Raw genomic sequence first — 19,841 nt, forward strand, 5'->3', positions numbered from 1 at the left:
ATCCATCGAAGCCGAGTGTGGCCTTCTCCGTTTGAACGGTCAAGTATCGGAAGATGGAGCAGAATGACTCATGGAATGATTACGCATCGGAAGTCGCGGGCGAGAGGATCCTGGCGAAATTCGCGAAGAATTCGTCGGCGTATTTCTTGGCGACACCGTTGATGAGACGCCCGCCGAGCTGGGCGATCTTGCCGCCCACATTGGCCTCGACATCGTAGATCAGCTTCGTCCCGCCCTCGATGTCTTCGAGCCGCACCTTGGCGCCGCCCTTGGCCCAGCCGGCCACGCCGCCTTGGCCCTCACCGCCGATGGTGTAGCCGTTGGGCGGATCGAGGTCGGTCAGGGTAACGCCGCCCTTGAAGGTCGCCTTGACGGGCCCGACGGATACCTTTGCGGTCGCCTGGAATTCCGTGTCGCTGATCTTCTCCAGCTCCTGGCACCCGGGAATCGCCGCCTTCAGGACCTCCGGATCGTTGAGGGCGGCCCACACGGCGGCCCGGTCGGCCGGAAGTTCGACTTCGCCCTGCATCGTCATGGCCATGCTGGTTCTCCTCGTGTCACAGACCGGCTACAGAGTAAGTGCAAATCGGGCGGCGCGTCATCTGCCAAGCGGTGCTGCGATGCGCGCCTGTTCCGCACCGGCCGCCTCGGCCTTGGCGAGCGCCTCCGCGACGGCGTCGAAGGTCAGGAGGATGGAGGCGTGACGGGCTTTCAGTTCCCGGGCAGGCTGCAGGAGCGCCAGTTCGGCCCATTTGCCGGAAGGAGGACCCCCGCCATCCTTCAGCATGCGATGCATGTCCTCGCGGAGCGCCCGCAGCTCGTCGACGGTCGAGCCGACCACATGCCGCCCCATGATCGACGAGGAGGCCTGGCCGAGGGCGCAGGCCTTCACCTCGTGGGCGAAGGCGCTGACGACGTTCCCGTCGAGTTTCAGATGCACCGTGACCGTCGACCCGCACAGCTTCGAATGAGCCCTCGCGCTGGCATGAGCGTCAGGCAGCGTGCCCTGGAGCGGTATGTCGGCCGCGAGCTCCAGGATGCGGCGGCTGTAGATGTCGTTCAGCATCCCGGCCGTGATCCATCCGACGAACGTGCTTGTTCATCACGGATGAGACGCCGCTCCACGGTGCCTGTCAATGGGACGATCGGTGCCCGCTCCCATGCCTGTTGCCGTCCGAGGACCGGAAGTGGCAATATCGATCATGGGCAGTCTCGGACGTCGCTCTAGATCAACGTCCGGCACTGATGCGCAGGGCCGCCCAATGGGCTTGCCACCGGGAAGAAACATGCTCTCGACCGATATGGATATCCTGAAGACGGCGGAGGCCTGGAGACGCGAGGGCAGGGGGGTGGCGATCGCGACCGTGGTCGAGACCTGGGGATCGGCCCCTCGGCCCGTGGGCAGCCATCTGGTCATCGACGAGGATACGAACTTCCTCGGATCTGTTTCCGGTGGCTGCGTCGAGGGAGCGGTCATCACGGAAGCCCTGGACGTGATCGCCGACGGCAGGCCGCGCATGATCGAGTTCGGGGTCGCCGACGAGACCGCCTGGCAGGTCGGCCTGTCCTGCGGCGGTCGGATCAGCGTCTATGTCGAGCGGGTGGACTAGAGACCATGCGCCTGGACCTCCTGTCCGATCTGAACGCAGAGCGCGCCGCCCGCCGCGCCGCGATCCTCGTGACCGATGTCGGATCGGGCGAGCAGCGCCTCGTCCGGGAGGCGGAGGTCGGGAGCGACCCGCTGGCCCCGGTGCTTCAGGGGGCCCTGCGGCAGGGCAAGAGCGGTTTCATCGAGCGGGATGGCCGCCGGTACTTCCTGACCGTGCAGGCGCCGCCGGTGAAAGTGATCGTCATCGGGGCCGTCCACATCAGCCAGGCCCTGGCGCCCATGGCCCGGGGCCTCGACCTCGACGTCACCATCGTCGATCCGCGCACCGCCTTCGCGACGCCCGAACGCTTTCCGGACGTCCCGGTCGTGGCCGAGTGGCCCGACGCAGTGTTGCCGGACCTCGGGATCGACCGGTACACGGCCCTCGTCGCGCTGACCCACGACCCGAAGATCGACGATCCTGCGCTCACGGCCGCCCTGCGGTCGGAGAGTTTCTACATCGGTGCGCTGGGTTCGCGCAAAACCCATGAACGCCGCGTCGAGCGCCTGACCGCGTCCGGGTTCACCGAAGCGGACATCGCCCGGATCCATGCGCCCATCGGTCTCGACATCGGGGCCGTTTCGCCCCCCGAGATCGCGCTCTCCATCCTGGCCGAAATCGTCGCGAGCCTGCGCAAGGAACGGAGGCGCTCCACGTGAGGTTCGGACAGGTTCCGGTCGAGGAGGCCGTCGGGGCCTTGGCGGCTCACAGCGTCCGGGCCGGCGAGACGGTCGTGAAGAAAGGGACCCTCGTCACACCCGAGATCGCCGGGCGGCTGAAACAGGCCGGAGTCGAGACCCTCATCGCAGCCCGTTTCGAACCCGGCGACGTCGCCGAAGACGAGGCGGCTTCCCGGCTCGCGCATGCTCTTGCGGGAAGCAACGTCGTCGTCGAAGCCCCTTTCACGGGGCGCTCCAATCTATATGCCGAAACCTCCGGCGTTCTCGTCATCGACGCCGATTCCATCCACGGCCTCAACGCGGTCGACGAGGCCATGACGGCCGCCACCCTGCCGGCCTACAAGCCTGTCGTCGCGGGAGAAATGATCGGCACCGTCAAGATCATTCCTTATGCCATTCCGGAGGACCTGCTGGAGAAGGGCATCGCGCGGGCCGGAAGCGGAGCCCTGCGCATCGCGCCCTACAGGCGGCGTCACGTCGGTGTCGTCTCGACGTTGCTTCCCGGCCTCAAGCCGAGCGTCGTCGACAAGACCCTGGCCGCGCTCGGCCGGAGACTGGAGCCCGCGCAGGCGCGGATCGTGCAGGATTGCCGCGTGCCGCACGAAGCCGCTTCCCTGGCCGAGGAACTGGCTCTCCAGGCGAAGGGGCAGGCGGATCTCATCGTCGTCTTCGGAGCCTCGGCCATCGCCGACCGCCGCGACGTCATTCCCTCGGCCATCGAGATGGCCGGCGGACGGGTGGAGCATTTCGGCATGCCGGTCGATCCGGGAAATCTGCTTCTCGTGGGCTCCATCGCCGGCAAGCCCGTCATCGGCGCGCCCGGCTGCGCCCGGTCCCCGAAGGAGAACGGCTTCGACTGGATCCTGCACCGCCTTCTGGCCGATGTGCCGGTGACCCGGGCGGACATCATGTCCCTCGGGGTCGGGGGGCTTCTTATGGAGATCGTCTCCAGGCCGCAGCCGCGGGCAGGCGGCGAGAGCGCGGGCGAGGAATGAGCGGCGCGGGGTAGGGTCAGGCCGATCCAGGCGCGACGCTCGCCCGCCGGCGTGCCGAACGCGGGCTCATGCCGAAGCGGTGACGGAATGCTCGCGAGAAGGCCGACACTTCGGCATAGCCGAGATGGGCCGCGATCTCTCCGATCGGCCGATCCGCTGTTTCGAGGAGCGAGCGCGCCAGAGCGAAGCGTTCGTCGTCGCGCAGTTCGCTGAACGACAGGCCGCGCCCGGCGAGCGCCCGTTGCAGACTCCGCCGCGACATTTTCAGCCGCTCGGCCACGAAGGAGAGATCGGCCTGACCCAGCGTGATGCCGTCGCGGATGGCCATGCGGATCAGGCCGTCGAAGCCGGCGGCGGGAATGTCGCGTTCCGAGAGATATTGGGCGTAGGTCGACAGCAACGCGTGCAGGCGCGGATCCCCATCGGTCTTTTCTGCCCGGAGATCGTCGCGGCGGATCTCGATGGCGTTCACCGGCGCGTCGAACAGGACGGGGCATCCCAGGATCTCGCGGTATCGATCCGCTCGCTTGGGCTCCGGCATGGCGTAGAGCACCCGGATCGGCCGCCAGGATCGGCCGCGATGAGCCTGGAGCATGCGCACGAAATAGGCGTTGGCGTGGCTGGTGAACTGGGTGGCCGGGCCGATATCCGCAACGATGGACCAGAGGATCGCCGGGGGCTCCCGGTCCTCGACCAGCTCGACCTGGACGCCTCCGACCAGGGTCGGCAAGGTCCAGGCGAGGTCCCGGATGGCGTCGCGACAGGAACGCGCGTTCATCACCAGATAGCCGGGAAGGCCGGAGCGCGGCGCCCGGGTTCCCGCGCCGAACCGGAGGCCGAACAGCGGGTCGCCGGTCAGGCGGGCGGCGACCTCGAAGAAGGCGACGTATTTGCGGAACTCCATCCGCTTGCCGGGGCGGTCGATCACCGTGAGTGGGACGTCGATGGCCTGGAAGACCGCCGCCGCTCCGCCACGGGCGTGCCGCACCGCATGGTCGAAGCCGGACCAGGCCATCCCATCGACCAGGGGCTCCATAAGGGGTGCAGGCATACCGTATCCTCCCGCCGGACCCTATTTCCTGTCCCGGTTTGGCGCGTCTTGTCAATAAAGTGGCGCGACGAGGCAATTCCGATGGCGGGGCCCGTGTCATCCTCTCGGAAACAAAGGCCGCATCCGAACACAGGACGCTCGCGATCCCGGGCGGCTATGACAAAAGCCAGCATGAGGGAGGTTGGCACCATGCCCAAGTCAGGCGACATCCCGGCGTGTGAAGGGACCGGCGAGGCTCGTTGCACCGCGCCGACCAAGCTCATCGAGCACGCGCCGTCCGCGTACAGCTATCCGCTCCTCATCAAGCATCTTCTCCATACTCCCCTGCGGCACGCCCCGGACCAGGAAATCGTGTACCGCGACCGGGTGCGATATGATTACCGGACGTTCGACCGGCGGATCAGGCGCCTCGCCGGCGCCCTGGCGGGCCGGGGCGTCAGGCCGGGCGATACGGTCGGCGTGCTGGACTGGGACAGCCACCGCTACCTGGAATGCTACTTCGCCGTCCCGAGCATGGGCGCGGTGCTTCACATGGTGAACATCCGCCTGTCGCCGGAGCAGGTGCTCTACACGATCAACCACGCGCAGGACGACGTCCTCCTGGTTCACGCCGATTTTCTGCCGCTCATCGAGAGCATCCGGGACCGGATCGAGCGGGTCAGAACGATCGTCGTCATGGTGGACGACTACGAGGTGCCTGCGACCTCGCTCGAGGTCGGCGGCGAATACGAGGCGCTGCTCGCCGCCGCGCCCGAGGACTACGACTTTCCCGACTTCGACGAGAACACCCGCGCCACGACCTTCTACACCACCGGCACGACGGGCCTGCCGAAGGGCGTCTATTTCAGCCACCGACAGCTCGTGCTCCATACCCTCGCCGGGGCGGCGGCCTTCGGCGCGTCGGCGGAGCAGGGGAGGCTGCATCGGGGCGACGTGTACATGCCGATCACGCCCATGTTCCACGTCCATGCCTGGGGCTTTCCCTTCATCGCCACCATGCTGGGCGTGAAGCAGGTCTATCCCGGCCGCTATGCGCCCGAAACGCTGCTCACGCTCATCGAAACCGAGAAGGTGACCTTCTCCCACTGCGTTCCGACCCTGCTCCACATGCTTCTGACGAGCCCGGCCGGCGCGAACACCGACCTCCGGGCCTGGAAGGTGGTCGTCGGCGGCTCGGCCCTGCCCAAGGGCCTCGCCCGGGCGGCGTATGACCGGGGCATCGACGTCTTTACAGGTTACGGAATGTCCGAGACCTGTCCTCTCCTGACCGTGGCGCAGCTCACGCCCGCGATGCTGGACGAGCCGGCTGACCAACAGGTCGAGAACCGGACCCAGACGGGCCTGCCGATCCCCCTGGTGGACCTGCGGGTCGTCGATGCGGAGATGAACGACGTTCCACGCGACGGCAAAAGCACGGGCGAGGTGGTGGTGCGATCACCCTGGCTGACACAAGGCTATTTTGGGGATCCTGCGCAGTCCGAAGCCCTCTGGCAGGGGGGCTATCTGCATACCAACGACGTCGGCTTCATCCACCCGTCCGGGTCTCTGCAGATCACGGACCGGCTGAAGGATGTGATCAAGACCGGCGGCGAGTGGATCTCGTCCCTGGAGATCGAGGACATCCTGTCCCAGCATCCCGGCGTCGGCGAGGTCGCGGTCATCGGCGTGCCGGATGACAAGTGGGGAGAGCGGCCGCTGGCCATCGTCGTTCCCAAGGCCGGTCATGAAGGCAGCCTCACGCAGGGGCTGCTGGAAGCGCACCTTGCCGCCTATGCCGACAAAGGCCTGATCTCCAAATGGGCCGTGCCGGACCGGATCGTCTTCACGACGGCGATCATGCGGACCAGCGTCGGCAAGACCAACAAGAAGGCCCTGCGGGAATTCTACGCGCAGCAGGCCGGCGAAGGATCAGGGGCGTGACCGCGGGGACGTGCCGCGCCCAGGAGCACAACACCGGCGACCTGTCTCCCGAAGACTATCGCCTGGGCACATTGGAGCGTTTCGTCGGACACGATTTCGGTGTCTCGGATTGGGTCCTGATCGACCAGGACCGGATCGAGCGCTTCGCCGCCTGTACCGGCGACAGCCAGTGGATCCACGTGGAGGCCGAGCGGGCGAGGCGCGAAAGCCCGTTCGGCGGCACCATCGCCCATGGCAATCTGATCGTCTCGATGCTCCCCCGGTTCGCCTACGACCTCGGTGTGGTGCCGCGGGATGCCGGTATCGTCATCAATTACGGGGCGGACCGGATCCGGTTCACGGCGCCGGTCAGGTCGGGCTCGCGCATCCGCAGCCGGATCGTGCTCCTGGCCGCGGAGGCCAGGGGGGAGGACCGCGTCCTCGCCACGGCCCGCTACACGGTCGAGATCGAAGGCGCGGACAGGCCCGCCCTGGTCGCCGACATCCTGACGCTCTTCGCAGCCCGATGAAGACACGCCGGCCATCCCGGCGCCGCCGACGCCTCGGGCCCTCGCCCGAGGTTTTGTCACCAAAGAAATGTCGGGCGTCTCGAAGAGCCCGGCGCAACACCAAGGGAGGAGCTTTCTCAATGATGAAACGTCGTCAATTTATGCAGGCCGCAGCGGTTGGGGCCGCCGCGACCGCCGTCGCCGCCCCGGCCATCGCCCAGTCGATGCCCGAGCTGAAGTGGCGCCTGCAGTCCGGCTTCCCCAAATCCCTCGACACCATCTACGGCGGCGCCGAAGTGATCGCGAAGTTCGTCTCCGAGGCGACGGACGGCAAGTTCCAGATCCAGCCCTTCGCGGCCGGTGAAATCGTCGGCACCGCCCAGATCGCCGACGCGGTCGGCAACGGCACCGTCGAGATGGGTCATACCTGCTCGTTCTATCACTTCGGCAAGGACCCGACTTTCGCCATCGGCACCGCCATCCCGTTCGGCCTCAATGCCCGCCAGATGAATGCCTGGCTCTATCAGGGCGGCGGCAACGACCTGCTGAACGAATTCTATGCCAAGCACAACCTCTACGGCATGCCGGCCGGCAACAGCGGCGTGCAGATGGGTGGCTGGTTCCGCAAGGAGATCAAGACTCCGCAGGACATGCAGGGATTAAAGGTCCGCATCGGCGGTCTTGCCGGCATGGTGATGCAGAAGCTCGGCGCGGTACCGCAGCAGATCCCCGGCGGCGACATCTATCCGGCTCTGGAGCGCGGCACCATCGACGCCGCCGAGTGGATCGGACCCTACGACGACGAGAAGCTCGGCTTCGCCAAAGTGGCGCCGTACTACTACTATCCGGCCTTCTGGGAAGGTGGCCCGTCGATCCACCTTTTCATCAACCAAGCCAAGTGGAAGGAGCTGCCAAAGGCCTACCAGTCAATCCTGACGGCGGCGACGGGCTACGCCAATACCGACATGCTGGCGAAATACGACGCCAAGAATCCGGCTGCCCTGCGCCGCCTTCTCGGCGCCGGCACACAGCTTCGCCCTCTCTCGCAGGAGATTCTCGAAGCTGCCTACAAGGCCGCCAGCGAGGTCTTCGATGAGGTCTCGGCCAAGAACGCCGACTTCAAGAAAGTGTATGAGAGCTATCGGGCATTCCGGAACGAGGAGTATCTCTGGTTCCAAGTGGCCGAATACGCCTACGACACCTTCATGATCCGCGCCCGCGCCCGCGGGTGAACGAGCGCCCGAATGTGTTCACCCGGCGGCTCCGATACCGCTGCGAAGATCCAAGACACCGCCATGCCTTCGGGCGTGGCGGCTGTTCTCAAAAGGGTTCGCCCGGATCGCCGCCGACGAGGTGATGGGCATCGAAGGCCGAATCCTGGGCTCATCATCGAACGGGGCTTTCGAACACCCTCGATGAACTGCTCCCATCATCTAAGGTCTCAACATTCCTGCCGACGCATTGTCGACTTCGTCTCAAGCGAAAGGATCGCTTTCTCCAAACCCGGAGGGAGCGGCTGCTGGAGGAATTCGGCGTACATCTCGCATAGGATTGCGCCGATCCGCTCCTGAGTCTCAACTTGCATGTCGATCCAGAGATCGTCGCCGCGCCATGCATGAGGCACAACGATGATATGGCCCTCTGGCCAGTCTTCATCCGCACCAAAGTCCATTGCCGTCCCCTCAGCTGACCACTCACGAAAGCCGGGAATTCAACACCTTTTGCGGACGACCGTTCCGGCCCTCTCCGAATATTTCGCTAACATAGGTTTATTTCGGATTAGTGGCGAAGTCACAGGAACGTGAGGAGCTTAACCACGTTGCATCCATCATCGGAGGATGTGGGGATGCGGAAGCTCAGAGTGCCATTTTCAACACGGGCAAAGACTGGAAGCGTTTTGGCTCTGGCTCTGATCGTCCCGGTTGCGGTCGGAAGCGTGCCCGCCCAAGCCCAAGGGATCTTCGCATTCCTCCAGGCCCTCACCCAACCGGCTGCCGCGCCGCCCCCGCCGCCTCAATCCTTCGGGTACCAGGCCGATCCGTCGCTTGAGCGGTCCTACCAGAAAGCGCGGCCACGTCCGAAGCCCGTTGTTCTCGAACAGCCGGAGAACAAGAAGCCCGTCGAGCCCAAACCGATCGGCGAGATTGCCAACCCTGTTCCGGCGCTTCTGGCCGACAGCACTTTGCGTCCGGGTGACATGGTGATGTTCCCGGATGGATTGCGGGTGTTTACGGGCCGGCCTGGAGGCCCGCACAAGCTCACGGACTTCAAGCCCTTGGCCCAGGCGGGTAAACATCTGTCCCGTGAAACCCGCAAGCTCGTTGCCCATCTGCTCCCGGCAGAAAACGTCGCGTGGAACACGGATTCCGTGAAATCGAGCGGCATGCTCGCAGCCAACACGAATGACGTTTCGACCACAGGCAGCGTGAACAGGTCCAAGAGCCGGAAGGACTCGCGTTCGCGATAAGGCTTCTTCAAGCAGAGCGCACCCGGCTCGCCCCGGGGCGTGGTGCAGGGCGCTAGCTGAACGATGCGCCCTGCTATCACGGAAGTTGTACGTTTCCGCTTCTCCGCGCTACCAGACGGGAAAGCCGTCAAGCCTTCATCCGTGAGCCCGGGCGCTTGCCGCCTGCCTCGGCCTTCTGGGCCGAGCTCTCCTCGACAGTAGGATAGACGCCTGCCAGCACCTGGTCGAAATGACGGCGCAGAGCATTGTTGCAGCCGCACGACAGGCCATCGAGACGATCCAGATCGCGGACCCTGACGCCACCTCTCCGTGTCTCCAGCAGATGCCGGCGCTTCAGGGATTGAATGACCCGGCTGACATAGCTTCGCCCGACACCCATCATGCTGGCCAGCTGTTCCTGGGTGAGGGGAATGTCGTGATCCCCGGTTCGATCGATCGCCGCCAGCAGCCATTTCACCGTCCGCTGCTCGATCGTATGGACCGCATTGCACGCCACTGACTGGAACACCTGCGCCAGCATGCAATCCGCGTAGCGGGCAAACAATTGACGCAGACTCGGTGATCGCACCTCGAACTCCTCGAGATCCGCGGTCGAGAGGCGCAGGAACGGACCTGGGAACTGGATCTCCGAACGGGCGAAGGCCGGAAGGCGTCCTTGGCTTACGATACCGCCGACCGCTCCCTCACGTCCGATCAGGGCCGTCTCCACCGTGAGGCCGTCCTCAAGCTCGACCACGAACGAGACCAGGCTGGGCCCGCAGGGAAAATAAACGAACCTGACCTCATCCCCAGGCTGGTAGAGCTTGGCTCCGGCTTCGCCCTCCCATTCCTGAAGCGAAGGCGCCACGATGGCCAGGTCTTCGGGCCTGAGAGCGCTCAGAAGATTGTTGCCGGCAATTCGTTCCCTGAGGCGCGACGAGATCATGGCAGGCTGCATCGGGTATCTTTCCTCCAATCCTTTGGCAGGTCCAACGCACAAGAGAAGCTTGCGTTCAACTGTGAACATAACCACGTGATATGTGCACATGTAGACAGACAAACCTCTGGGTCATGTCTACAAGGACACACAACTGCCCCACCGGGGGCCGCATCATGTCGATGAGCCGGACGTAGGCCCTGTTGAGCAAGATGGGCGCTGGAGCGTTGACTCGCACGTGATCGAAACCTTTGACCCGCTGAGAGTTCCATGACGTTTCCGTCGCATTCCGATGCCACTCCGATTCCGACCGGGGTTCCAGGCCTCGACGATATTCTCGCAGGCGGGTATGCCGCCAACCGGGCTCATCTCATCGAGGGGCGGCCCGGTTCCGGCAAGACGACGCTGGGGATGCAGTTTCTCCTCGCGGGCGCAAAACAAGGGGAACGCTGCCTCTACATCACCCTGTCAGAGAGCAAGCGGGAGCTCCTGTCCGTCGCCTCCCGGCATGGCTGGGATCTGGATGGCATCGAGATCTTCGAGCTGGTTCCACCGGAACTGAGCCTCGATCCGCAACAGCAGCAGAGCCTCGTCTATTCCTCCGATCTGGAACTCGGGGAGACGGTGCGCATGGCACTGGCGGAGATCGAGCGGGTGAAGCCGAACCGGGTCGTGTTCGACTCCCTGTCTGAAATCCGGCTCTTGTCCCAGGGTTCCCTGCGCTATCGGCGGCAGGTGCTGGCCCTGAAAAGCTATTTTCTGCTCAACGACGCCACGGTGTTGATGCTCGACGACCTCACATCCGAGCAGGACGATCTCAATCTGCACTCGATCAGCCATGCGGTCATCCGCCTCGAGCAGGTTGTTCCCGCCTACGGATCGGAGAGGCGCCGGCTCAGTGTCACCAAGATGCGCGGCACCGCTTTCCGGGGCGGCTATCATGATCTCGTCATCGAGCGGGGAGGGTTGCGGATCTTCCCGCGCCTCGTGGCATCCGATCACCACACCTCATTCGCCTTTGAGACGATCCCCAGCAGCATCGACGAGCTCGACACCCTTCTTGGAGGGGGCTTGAGCCGCGGAACGAGCACCCTTGTGGTGGGCCCCTCGGGCGCGGGCAAGTCCACGCTTGCGCTCGGCTATCTCTGGGCTGCCTTGGAACGCGGTGAACCGGGCCTGATGGTCAGCTTCGACGAGACGATCGGCATCCTGATGCAAAGGGCGATGGGCGTCGGCTTCGACCTGACGCACCATGTGGAATCCGGACGATTGCGCATCGAGCAGATCGATCCGGCCAATGTCTCGCCCGGCGAATTCTCCGGCCGGGTGCGGGACGCGGTGGAGCAGGGCGGTGCGAAGATCGTGGCGATCGACAGCCTGACCGGATACTTGAACGCCATGCCGGAGCAGCCCTTCATCGTGCTCCAGATGCACGAACTGCTCACTTACCTGAACCAGCAGGGCGTGGTGACGATCCTGATCCTGGCGCAGCATGGAATGGTCGGCCACATGGTCTCGCCGATCGACCTGACCTACCTGAGCGATGCAGTCGTGCTACTTCGCTTCTTCGAGGCCGACGGGCGGATCCGAAGAGCTTTGTCGGTGGTGAAGCGACGCACGGGTGCGCATGAAGATACGATCCGCGAGTTTCGGATCGACAGCCAGGGTTTGCGCGTTGGTCCGCCACTGGAGCAGTTCCGGGGTGTGTTGACAGGCGTACCGACATTCGAGGGCCGGCGCACCTCGCTTCTTGAGGAGCGTGAGACCGACAATGACGCAGGCCGATGAGGTGTCCGTGCTGATCCTCGCCCCACATGGGCGGGACGGCACGGTGGCAGCGGCCATTCTCGGCGAAGTCGGAATCAAAGCCACAACCTGCTCCAACCTCGAGGCGCTCGTCATGGGGCTGGATGTGGCCGCCTGCGGGGTGATCACGGAGGAGGCGCTGCTCAGCGCCGACCGGCGGGAGCTTGCCGGGTGGGTCGAGCGACAGCCGCCCTGGTCCGATTTTCCGTTCATTCTGCTGACCCATCGCGGCGGCTCGCCGGTGGAGCACCTGACCGAGCTGCTCGGGAACGTGACGGTGCTGGAGCGTCCGTTTCATCCGACGGTCCTGGTGAATGCCGTACGATCGGCCCTGCGGGCGCGTCAGCGACAGAGGGAAGTGGAAGCCTATCTTGAGGAGCGGCAGCGGACGCACGAGCGTCAGGCACTCCTGATCCGTGAGCTGCATCACCGGGTCAAGAATACTCTTGCGACCGTGCAGGGGCTGCTTGGGGCTACGGCCCGTTCCACGCGCTCCGTCGATGAGTTCTACAATTCCTTCTCGGATCGGATCGTGTCCCTGTCCAATACGCACAATCTCCTCACGGAGGATTACTGGCAGACGGCGCCGCTGATCGAGATGTTCAGGAATGAGCTGTCCCATTACGATGACGGCGCGCAGCGGCGGATCACCCTCGATGGTCCGCCCGTGGAGCTTTCGGCCGATCTGGCCGTGCCGGTCGGTATGGCCGTTCATGAGCTGACGACGAATGCGGCCAAACACGGGGCGCTCTCGGTTCCAGGCGGGCAGATCACAGTGGTTTGGGCGGTGCGTGACCTGGAGACAGGGCGCCGACTTGACATCAAGTGGCTGGAGCGTGGCGGTCCGCCGGTCGAGAAGCCCAGCCGCAAAGGCTTCGGGTCCACGTTGCTGCATCGGGTTCTGACCCATCAGTGCCACGCGACGATCAGCATCGCCTATGACCGCGAGGGACTATCCTGTCACATGGATATTCCTCTCGTCGAGGAAAGGCTCGTGCCGGAGTACTGAGCGCCACGGGATTCCTGGAGAGGCGGGGCCCTGATCATTTCTCGGTGAAGTGGGAACCTGTTCGCCGTCAGGAATGCGACTGAGCAAAGGCAAGGGATGGTTCCGCGACCGTGGAAGCGGCTCCAGCCCGCCAAGGCCTCGTGGCGCATTCGCATTCCCTTGCGCATTCTCTTGATTGCCAATACTTGGCAACTAGATGCCCTCTCTCACTGGACTTGTCTTCATGGCCTCCGATCCGACCTGCAAAGTCTCGCTCACGGCGAAGCTGAACCCGCTCATCCGCGCTCAGATTGCGTCCGGCCGGTATCGGGAGGTCGTCTGGGGAAACCCGCGCAAGGGAGTGGCGCTGCCTTCGGATCAGGCTCACGAATGATGGACAGCAAGCCTGTTTTTTCTGCGAGCCCAGGCTTCCTGTCCGGTGGCGGTGAGATGGGGGCGCTGATCCGGGCACATGACTGGGCGGCCACGCCCCTGGGATCTCCGGCGGCCTGGCCTCAGGCCCTGAAGACGGCCGTCGGTCTGATGCTGCAGGCGCGCCAGCCCATCTACGTCGCCTGGGGGGCCGAGCAGATCTCGCTCTACAACGACGGCTACATTCCCATCCTCGGAACCAAGCATCCGACCGGGCTGGGTCAGCCTGCGTCAATCCTGTGGGCGGAAGTTTGGGACGCACTGGAGCCCATCAACGCGGCGGTGTTCGCAGGCGAGGCGCAGTGGTTCGAGGACATGCCGTTCGCGCTCTCCGGGCGCGAGCGTGACATGAGCTGGTTCAGCTATTCCTACACCCCGCTGCGGAGCGACGACGACCGGATCATGGGGATCTTCTGCGCCGCCCAGGAGACGACCGCCAAGGTGCTGACCAGCCGCCGCATCCAGGCCGAACGGGAGCGCTTGGCCCGGATGTACGAGCAGGCACCCGGCTTCGTGGCGCTGCTGGAAGGACCGGAGCACCGGTTCGGGTTGGCCAATCCTGCCTACATGCAGGTGGTCGGCCGGCGCGACATCATCGGCAAGACCATCGCCGAGGCACTCCCGGAGGCTGTCGAGCAAGGCTATGTCGATCTCCTGAACGACGTCTATGGTAGCGGCAGGGCTCTGAGGCTCGCCGCCGCGAAGTACATCATTCAAGCGGGGTCGGGTGAGCCCGCCGATGAGCGCTACGTCGACTTCGTCTACCAGCCGCTGACCGATGCTGCAGGTGCCGTGACGGGCATTTTCGTGGAGGGATATGACGTCACGGATCGGGTTCGTGCCGAGACCCATCGTCGGGCGCTTGTCGAACTCGGGGAGCGCATTCGGGATATCGTCGACCCCGACGAACTCTCGTTCGCCGCCGCCGAGATCCTCGGCCGGACCCTGGAGGTGAGCCGGGCCGGCTACGGCACGGTCGACAAGGCTGCCGAGACCATCGCCATCGTGCGCGACTGGAACGCCCCGGGCATCAAGACCATCGCAGGAATCCTGCACTTTCGCGAGTACGGCTCGTATATCGAGGCCCTCAAGCGGGGTGAAACCGCCGTGATCGCCGATGCCTACCTTGACCCGCGCACGGCCGCCACGGCGGACATGTTGAAGGGCATCAGCGCACAGGCCTTCATCAACATGCCCGTGACGGAGCGGGGAAACCTCGTTGCGCTTCTGTTTCTCAACCACGCGACGGCTCGGGAATGGCGGGAAGACGAGCTCGCCCTCGTGCGCGAGGTGGCCGAGCGCACCCGGACCGCGGTGGCGCGGCTGGAGGCCGAGCAGGAGCTGCAGGCGCTGGCCGCATCGCTGGAGCAGCAGGTTGTGGAGCGCAGCGCCGAGTACGACCGGGTGTGGCGCAACTCGCGCGACCTTCTCGTGATCGTCGGCGCCGACGGCATATTCCGGGCGGTCAATCCGGCTTGGACGACCATTCTCGGCCACCCGTCGGACGAGGTGGTCGGCCGCAGCTTCCTGGAATTCATCTGGCCCGAGGATGCCGCCCTGACCCAGGACGGCCTCAACGAGGCGGCGGCCGCGCATGATCTGACCAATTTCGAGAACCGCTATCGCCACAAGGACGGCACGCCCCGCTGGATCTCCTGGCATACCTCCGTCGAAGGCGACCTGGTTTATGCCTATGGGCGCCATATCACGGCCGAGAAGGAAGCCGCCGCGGCCTTGGCACAGGCCCAGGACGCCTTGCGCCAGTCGCAGAAGCTGGAGGCGGTGGGCCAGCTCACCGGGGGCGTGGCGCACGATTTCAACAATCTGCTCACGATCATCAAGTCGTCCACCGATCTGTTGCGCAAGCCGGGACTGCCGGAGGAGCGGCGGCGGCGCTATGTCGATGCGATCTCCGATACCGTCGACCGCGCCGCCCGGCTGACGGGCCAGCTCCTGGCCTTCGCCCGTCGGCAGGCCCTGAAGCCGGAGGTGTTCGATGCATCCGACCGGATCCGCGCCATCACCGACATGCTGCGTACGGTCGTCGGCTCGCGCATTCGGATCGTCGTGGAGATGGCCAGCGAGCATTGCCTGATCGAAGCCGACATGAGCCAGTTCGAAACCGCGCTGGTCAACATGGTGGTCAATGCTCGCGACGCCATGAACGGCGAGGGTACGCTCACGGTGCGGGTCGCCGAGGCATCCGGAGTGCCGGCGATCCGGGGGCATCGGGGTGGTACAGGGTCATTCGTGGCCGTCTCGTTGACGGATACCGGTGCCGGCATCGCGCCGGACGAGCTCGTCCGGATCTTCGAGCCGTTCTTCACCACCAAGGAGATCGGCAAAGGAACCGGGCTGGGGCTATCCCAGGTCTACGGCTTCGCCAAGCAATCGGGCGGCGATGTCGCCGTGGAGAGCGAGGTCGGGCGCGGCACCACCTTTACCCTGTACCTGCCCCGCATCGACGAGAGCGTCGCAGCCGGGAGCACGCGCAGCGTCCCGTCCGGATCGGCTCCCGAAGACGGGCGCGGCCGCCGGGTGCTGGTGGTGGAGGACAATGTCGAGGTGGGGCGTTTCTCGACCCAGGTCCTCCAGGACCTTGGATACGAGACGACCTGGGCCGCCAACGCCACCGAGGCCCTCACGCTCCTGCAAAGGACGGACGACTTCGATGTCGTGTTTTCCGATGTGGTCATGCCCGGCATGAGCGGCATCGAACTCGGTCAGGAAATCCGGCGGCGCCACCCGCATCTGCCGGTCGTCCTGACCTCGGGCTACAGCCATGTGCTCGCCGAGAAGGGCCGGCACGGCTTCGAGTTGCTGCAAAAGCCTTATGCCGCCGAGGAACTGTCGCGGATCTTGAGACGCCTTACCGGAGGCCGGCATTCAGCGCGGTGAGAAAGGCTCTCGCCCAGATGCCCGGCCGACAGGAGCCGCTCTCCATTCTCCGAATTCCTGTCACCATCAGCCGAGGCCCCGCATGCGCCGGGTCGTAAAGGGGTGATCTTCGCGCCTCCAGCTCTTGGGCGAGGCTTCGACCTCGTCCGTTCTGGGCCTGTTTTTTGCTTTGGCGTCGATCTGGAGTTGACAAAGTGTTTTGGAGGGGACATATCCGCAGCCCCGCCGGGCCTTGGGCCGGGCGAGCTTCACATTTTGACGGCGCCGGCCTGGCCGGGATCCTTGGGTTCCGCGGCGGGGCTGGTCTGCGACCGGGGCCTTGCGAGGTCCGGGTCGGCGGCACGAGCCCTGGACGCCAGGTTCTGGCAGTCTTCACGGCTCCTCTGACGACAGAGAGAAGCATCCGGAAGGTTTCGGCCGGTTCGGATGAGCGCAGCGCACGAGCGAATACGCTTGTGCGGGCGATGAAGCTTGCCCGAATACTTGAGGGGAGGGGCGGGGCGCCGATTTCGAGCTGGTTTTTTCGAAAAAGGTGTTGACCTGGGGAAAGGGTTCGGCTAGAACCTCTTCATCGGCGGCGGGGTTCTTCGGGATCTGGCGGCCACGGGCTTCGGGGCCTGATTGCTCTGGTGAAGGGCGGTTGGGGTCTTTGAGGTTTGTTGTTCTTTGACATTGTTGAGAGGGAAGAGAAGCGTAGGCGGCGGTGTCCTTGCGCCGGACCTTTTGGTTCGGGTGAATAGACATCGACCCGTTCTATGCTTTGATTGGTGAGTACACCGCTTCAGGGCGACCTGGAGTGAGATGGACTCTGTCAATTTGCGTAGTGACGACAGTCGAGATCAAATTCTTCAACTTGAGAGTTTGATCCTGGCTCAGAACGAACGCTGGCGGCAGGCTTAACACATGCAAGTCGAACGGGCCCTTCGGGGTCAGTGGCAGACGGGTGAGTAACGCGTGGGAACGTGCCCTTCAGTTTGGAATAACCCAGGGAAACTTGGGCTAATACCGGATACGCCCTTTGGGGGAAAGATTTATCGCTGAAGGATCGGCCCGCGTCTGATTAGCTGGTTGGTGAGGTAATGGCTCACCAAGGCGACGATCAGTAGCTGGTCTGAGAGGATGATCAGCCACATTGGGACTGAGACACGGCCCAAACTCCTACGGGAGGCAGCAGTGGGGAATATTGGACAATGGGCGCAAGCCTGATCCAGCCATGCCGCGTGAGTGATGACGGCCTTAGGGTTGTAAAGCTCTTTCGCACGCGACGATAATGACGGTAGCGTGAGAAGAAGCCCCGGCTAACTTCGTGCCAGCAGCCGCGGTAATACGAAGGGGGCTAGCGTTGTTCGGAATCACTGGGCGTAAAGGGCGCGTAGGCGGCTTTGTAAGTCGGGGGTGAAAGCCTGTGGCTCAACCACAGAATTGCCTTCGATACTGCGAGGCTTGAGACCGGAAGAGGTTAGTGGAACTGCGAGTGTAGAGGTGAAATTCGTAGATATTCGCAAGAACACCAGTGGCGAAGGCGGCTGACTGGTCCGGATCTGACGCTGAGGCGCGAAAGCGTGGGGAGCAAACAGGATTAGATACCCTGGTAGTCCACGCCGTAAACGATGAATGCCAGCCGTTGGCGAGCTTGCTCGTCAGTGGCGCAGCTAACGCTTTAAGCATTCCGCCTGGGGAGTACGGTCGCAAGATTAAAACTCAAAGGAATTGACGGGGGCCCGCACAAGCGGTGGAGCATGTGGTTTAATTCGAAGCAACGCGCAGAACCTTACCAGCCTTTGACATGTCCCGTATGAGGAGTGGAGACACACCTCTTCAGTTCGGCTGGCGGGAACACAGGTGCTGCATGGCTGTCGTCAGCTCGTGTCGTGAGATGTTGGGTTAAGTCCCGCAACGAGCGCAACCCTCGCCCCTAGTTGCCAGCATTTAAGGTGGGCACTCTAGGGGGACTGCCGGTGATAAGCCGCGAGGAAGGTGGGGATGACGTCAAGTCCTCATGGCCCTTACGGGCTGGGCTACACACGTGCTACAATGGCGGTGACAAAGGGCAGCGAACCCGCGAGGGGGAGCTAATCCTCAAAAGCCGTCTCAGTTCGGATTGCACTCTGCAACTCGAGTGCATGAAGGCGGAATCGCTAGTAATCGTGGATCAGAACGCCACGGTGAATACGTTCCCGGGCCTTGTACACACCGCCCGTCACACCATGGGAGTTGGTCTTACCCGACGGCGCTGCGCCAACCGCAAGGAGGCAGGCGACCACGGTAGGGTCAGCGACTGGGGTGAAGTCGTAACAAGGTAGCCGTAGGGGAACCTGCGGCTGGATCACCTCCTTTCTAAGGACGATCTCTTATGAGAAGGCTTCTCGCCTGCTCTATCGGATCGCTTGGAACAAAGAGCTTCAGTCAGAAGCTCATTCTGCGGGACGCTGCCGTCTTCGCTTCTCTTCTCAATTCCGGAACACATCGGTCGGGGTTGGCGCGGATGCCGCGCCTTGCTTCGATTGGGGCCTGTAGCTCAGGTGGTTAGAGCGCACCCCTGATAAGGGTGAGGTCGGACGTTCGAGTCGTCCCAGGCCCACCATTTTGGGGAAGCCTCAAGCGCCGGCAGGGACGTCCGTCCCTTTGGCTGTCCGCCGAAACGTCGGCGGCGCCCGGTCGGGCTTGCGACGCTCGCGCGTCGGTCCTGGCGCCAGCTCTTGCGAAGGCCGACCGGCCGCCGCGCCCCATGGCGCGGGAAGCCAAGAAAGCGGACGCTTTCGCCGGCGTCTGAGGCCAAAGCCAAAACGGGGCCTTAGCTCAGCTGGGAGAGCGGTAGCTTTGCAAGCTTCAGGTCGTCGGTTCGATCCCGACAGGCTCCACCATTTTTTGTGTTCTGGAAGTCCATAGGCCATGACCTTGTTCATGGCCGTGGATCGTCAAAGGAATTCGTGCCCTCCCCTTGGGGGTGAGCGGCGCGGATGTTTGAAATCGTAAAGAGGCAGCATCTTCGACCAGCGGACGACCTAGTTCCGCGCACCAGCCCCGGCCCGCAGCCGGGAGCGTCGGAGATGCTTGGCAAGCAAAATCGTCTTCAACGTTTGACGCGTTGAAGACAGGTCTTTCTTGAAGATCCGTGTTCGGCTTTTGCCGGGCGGACATGGATCATGAGAGTAATCAAGTGTCGTAAGAGCATCTGGTGGATGCCTTGGCGCTGAGAGGCGATGAAGGACGTGGTACGCTGCGATAAGCCTTGGGGAGCTGCGAACGAGCTTTGATCCAAGGATCTCCGAATGGGGAAACCCCCCTTCGACCCTTTGTATTGTCAGGGCAGGAGCGATCCTGTTCTGGCACTACGGAGGGTCAGATGAAGGGATTAGATCCTGAATACATAGGGGTTTAAGGCGAACCCGGGGAACTGAAACATCTAAGTACCCGGAGGAAAGGACATCAAACGAGACTCCGTTAGTAGTGGCGAGCGAACGCGGACCAGGCCAATGCCGACCTGATCTTCACCGGAACTGTTTGGAAAAGCAGGCACCAACGGGTGATAGCCCCGTACGGATAAGGGT

16 protein-coding genes, 2 tRNA genes and 2 rRNA genes (1 of these 20 only partly in view) are annotated in these 19,841 nt (G+C 63.8%); 15 read left to right on the forward strand and 5 right to left on the reverse strand.

The features are described from left to right. Positions 1 to 79 precede the first annotated feature (79 nt). Both H0S73_RS07700 and H0S73_RS07705 read right to left on the reverse strand, forming a co-directional pair. Positions 80 to 541 (reverse strand): SRPBCC family protein, encoded by a 462-nt coding sequence (locus H0S73_RS07700; protein WP_181051601.1) that lies wholly within the window; start codon positions 539 to 541, stop codon positions 80 to 82. A 57-nt stretch (positions 542 to 598) separates the two neighbouring features. After that, positions 599 to 1,066, reverse strand: a complete 468-nt coding sequence (locus H0S73_RS07705; RefSeq protein WP_181051602.1) for an iron-sulfur cluster assembly scaffold protein — start codon at positions 1,064 to 1,066, stop codon at positions 599 to 601. Positions 1,067 to 1,286: 220 nt separating this feature from the next. On the opposite strand from H0S73_RS07705, the gene H0S73_RS07710 reads away from it, so the two are divergent. Genes H0S73_RS07710 through H0S73_RS07720 form a run of 3 tightly spaced genes read left to right on the forward strand, consistent with a single transcriptional unit; the run spans position 1,287 to position 3,324 of the window. Next, positions 1,287 to 1,610 carry an XdhC family protein gene (locus H0S73_RS07710; protein WP_181051603.1) on the forward strand — a complete coding sequence of 108 codons (324 nt, stop codon included), beginning with the start codon at positions 1,287 to 1,289 and terminating at the stop codon, positions 1,608 to 1,610. A 5-nt stretch (positions 1,611 to 1,615) separates the two neighbouring features. Next, positions 1,616 to 2,308: an XdhC family protein gene (locus tag H0S73_RS07715; RefSeq protein ID WP_181051604.1), complete on the forward strand. Its 693-nt coding sequence runs from the start codon at positions 1,616 to 1,618 to the stop codon at positions 2,306 to 2,308. Then, positions 2,305 to 3,324: a molybdopterin-binding protein gene (locus H0S73_RS07720; RefSeq protein WP_181051605.1), complete on the forward strand. Its 1,020-nt coding sequence runs from the start codon at positions 2,305 to 2,307 to the stop codon at positions 3,322 to 3,324. Before H0S73_RS07715 ends, H0S73_RS07720 begins: the two co-directional genes overlap by 4 nt. Before the next feature lie 16 nt (positions 3,325 to 3,340). Here the strand turns inward: H0S73_RS07720 and H0S73_RS07725 are convergent, their stop codons facing one another. Beyond that, positions 3,341 to 4,375, reverse strand: a complete 1,035-nt coding sequence (locus tag H0S73_RS07725; RefSeq protein ID WP_181051606.1) for an AraC family transcriptional regulator — start codon at positions 4,373 to 4,375, stop codon at positions 3,341 to 3,343. Between the two features lie 189 nt (positions 4,376 to 4,564). Here H0S73_RS07725 and H0S73_RS07730 point away from each other — a divergent pair, with 189 nt between their 5' ends. The 3 genes from H0S73_RS07730 to H0S73_RS07740 all read left to right on the forward strand — a co-directional run bounded on the left by H0S73_RS07730 (position 4,565) and on the right by H0S73_RS07740 (position 8,015). Beyond that, positions 4,565 to 6,295: a fatty acid--CoA ligase gene (locus H0S73_RS07730; protein ID WP_181051607.1), complete on the forward strand. Its 1,731-nt coding sequence runs from the start codon at positions 4,565 to 4,567 to the stop codon at positions 6,293 to 6,295. Next, positions 6,292 to 6,804 carry a MaoC/PaaZ C-terminal domain-containing protein gene (locus H0S73_RS07735; protein WP_202050036.1) on the forward strand — a complete coding sequence of 171 codons (513 nt, stop codon included), beginning with the start codon at positions 6,292 to 6,294 and terminating at the stop codon, positions 6,802 to 6,804. Before H0S73_RS07730 ends, H0S73_RS07735 begins: the two co-directional genes overlap by 4 nt. Positions 6,805 to 6,926: 122 nt before the next feature. Then, a complete protein-coding gene (locus tag H0S73_RS07740; protein WP_181054276.1) occupies positions 6,927 to 8,015 on the forward strand; it encodes a TRAP transporter substrate-binding protein in 1,089 nt (362 codons plus the stop codon). 209 nt (positions 8,016 to 8,224) lie between these two features. Here the strand turns inward: H0S73_RS07740 and H0S73_RS07745 are convergent, their stop codons facing one another. Further along, positions 8,225 to 8,455 (reverse strand): hypothetical protein, encoded by a 231-nt coding sequence (locus H0S73_RS07745; protein ID WP_181051608.1) that lies wholly within the window; start codon positions 8,453 to 8,455, stop codon positions 8,225 to 8,227. 225 nt (positions 8,456 to 8,680) lie between these two features. On the opposite strand from H0S73_RS07745, the gene H0S73_RS07750 reads away from it, so the two are divergent. Then, entirely contained in the window at positions 8,681 to 9,250 is a 570-nt protein-coding gene (locus tag H0S73_RS07750) for a hypothetical protein (RefSeq protein WP_181051609.1), read from the forward strand. 127 nt (positions 9,251 to 9,377) lie between these two features. Here the strand turns inward: H0S73_RS07750 and H0S73_RS07755 are convergent, their stop codons facing one another. Beyond that, positions 9,378 to 10,187, reverse strand: coding sequence for a Crp/Fnr family transcriptional regulator (locus tag H0S73_RS07755; protein WP_181051610.1), 810 nt, complete (start codon positions 10,185 to 10,187; stop codon positions 9,378 to 9,380). Positions 10,188 to 10,436: 249 nt separating this feature from the next. Here H0S73_RS07755 and H0S73_RS07760 point away from each other — a divergent pair, with 249 nt between their 5' ends. The 8 genes from H0S73_RS07760 to H0S73_RS07795 all read left to right on the forward strand — a co-directional run. Further along, entirely contained in the window at positions 10,437 to 11,954 is a 1,518-nt protein-coding gene (locus H0S73_RS07760) for an ATPase domain-containing protein (RefSeq protein ID WP_181051611.1), read from the forward strand. After that, positions 11,938 to 12,981, forward strand: a complete 1,044-nt coding sequence (locus H0S73_RS07765) for a sensor histidine kinase (RefSeq protein ID WP_181051612.1) — start codon at positions 11,938 to 11,940, stop codon at positions 12,979 to 12,981. Before H0S73_RS07760 ends, H0S73_RS07765 begins: the two co-directional genes overlap by 17 nt. Before the next feature lie 223 nt (positions 12,982 to 13,204). Further along, the gene (locus H0S73_RS07770) at positions 13,205 to 13,354 is read left to right on the forward strand and encodes a hypothetical protein (RefSeq protein ID WP_181051613.1); all 150 of its coding nucleotides are present in this window, start codon (positions 13,205 to 13,207) and stop codon (positions 13,352 to 13,354) included. Further along, the gene (locus tag H0S73_RS07775; protein ID WP_181051614.1) at positions 13,351 to 16,290 is read left to right on the forward strand and encodes a GAF domain-containing hybrid sensor histidine kinase/response regulator; all 2,940 of its coding nucleotides are present in this window, start codon (positions 13,351 to 13,353) and stop codon (positions 16,288 to 16,290) included. Before H0S73_RS07770 ends, H0S73_RS07775 begins: the two co-directional genes overlap by 4 nt. An 849-nt stretch (positions 16,291 to 17,139) precedes the next feature. Continuing rightward, positions 17,140 to 18,627 (forward strand): 16S ribosomal RNA (locus H0S73_RS07780). A gap of 170 nt (positions 18,628 to 18,797) precedes the next feature. Then, positions 18,798 to 18,874: transfer RNA gene (locus H0S73_RS07785), tRNA-Ile, on the forward strand. Between the two features lie 204 nt (positions 18,875 to 19,078). Beyond that, positions 19,079 to 19,154: transfer RNA gene (locus tag H0S73_RS07790), tRNA-Ala, on the forward strand. 290 nt (positions 19,155 to 19,444) lie between these two features. Continuing rightward, positions 19,445 to 19,841: ribosomal RNA gene (locus tag H0S73_RS07795) — 23S ribosomal RNA — on the forward strand (it continues 2,415 nt past the right edge of the window). The 16S and 23S rRNA genes sit together here with 2 tRNA genes alongside, the layout of an rRNA operon.

Source organism: Microvirga mediterraneensis (assembly GCF_013520865.1).
In the GTDB taxonomy this organism is placed as follows: Bacteria; Pseudomonadota; Alphaproteobacteria; order Rhizobiales; family Beijerinckiaceae; genus Microvirga; species Microvirga mediterraneensis.

Excerpts from the sequence above, each read along its gene's own strand:
- H0S73_RS07730 (WP_181051607.1), top strand. The coding sequence starts at position 4,565 with ATGCCCAAGTCAGGCGACATCCCGGCGTGTGAAGGGACCGGCGAGGCT.
- H0S73_RS07755 (WP_181051610.1), bottom strand. The coding sequence starts at position 10,187 with ATGCAGCCTGCCATGATCTCGTCGCGCCTCAGGGAACGAATTGCCGGC.
- H0S73_RS07775 (WP_181051614.1), top strand. The coding sequence starts at position 13,351 with ATGATGGACAGCAAGCCTGTTTTTTCTGCGAGCCCAGGCTTCCTGTCC.
- H0S73_RS07760 (WP_181051611.1), top strand. The coding sequence starts at position 10,437 with ATGACGTTTCCGTCGCATTCCGATGCCACTCCGATTCCGACCGGGGTT.
- H0S73_RS07770 (WP_181051613.1), top strand. The coding sequence starts at position 13,205 with ATGGCCTCCGATCCGACCTGCAAAGTCTCGCTCACGGCGAAGCTGAAC.
- H0S73_RS07765 (WP_181051612.1), top strand. The coding sequence starts at position 11,938 with ATGACGCAGGCCGATGAGGTGTCCGTGCTGATCCTCGCCCCACATGGG.
- H0S73_RS07710 (WP_181051603.1), top strand. The coding sequence starts at position 1,287 with ATGCTCTCGACCGATATGGATATCCTGAAGACGGCGGAGGCCTGGAGA.
- H0S73_RS07700 (WP_181051601.1), bottom strand. The coding sequence starts at position 541 with ATGGCCATGACGATGCAGGGCGAAGTCGAACTTCCGGCCGACCGGGCC.
- H0S73_RS07705 (WP_181051602.1), bottom strand. The coding sequence starts at position 1,066 with ATGCTGAACGACATCTACAGCCGCCGCATCCTGGAGCTCGCGGCCGAC.
- H0S73_RS07745 (WP_181051608.1), bottom strand. The coding sequence starts at position 8,455 with ATGGACTTTGGTGCGGATGAAGACTGGCCAGAGGGCCATATCATCGTT.
- H0S73_RS07715 (WP_181051604.1), top strand. The coding sequence starts at position 1,616 with ATGCGCCTGGACCTCCTGTCCGATCTGAACGCAGAGCGCGCCGCCCGC.
- H0S73_RS07725 (WP_181051606.1), bottom strand. The coding sequence starts at position 4,375 with ATGCCTGCACCCCTTATGGAGCCCCTGGTCGATGGGATGGCCTGGTCC.
- H0S73_RS07740 (WP_181054276.1), top strand. The coding sequence starts at position 6,927 with ATGAAACGTCGTCAATTTATGCAGGCCGCAGCGGTTGGGGCCGCCGCG.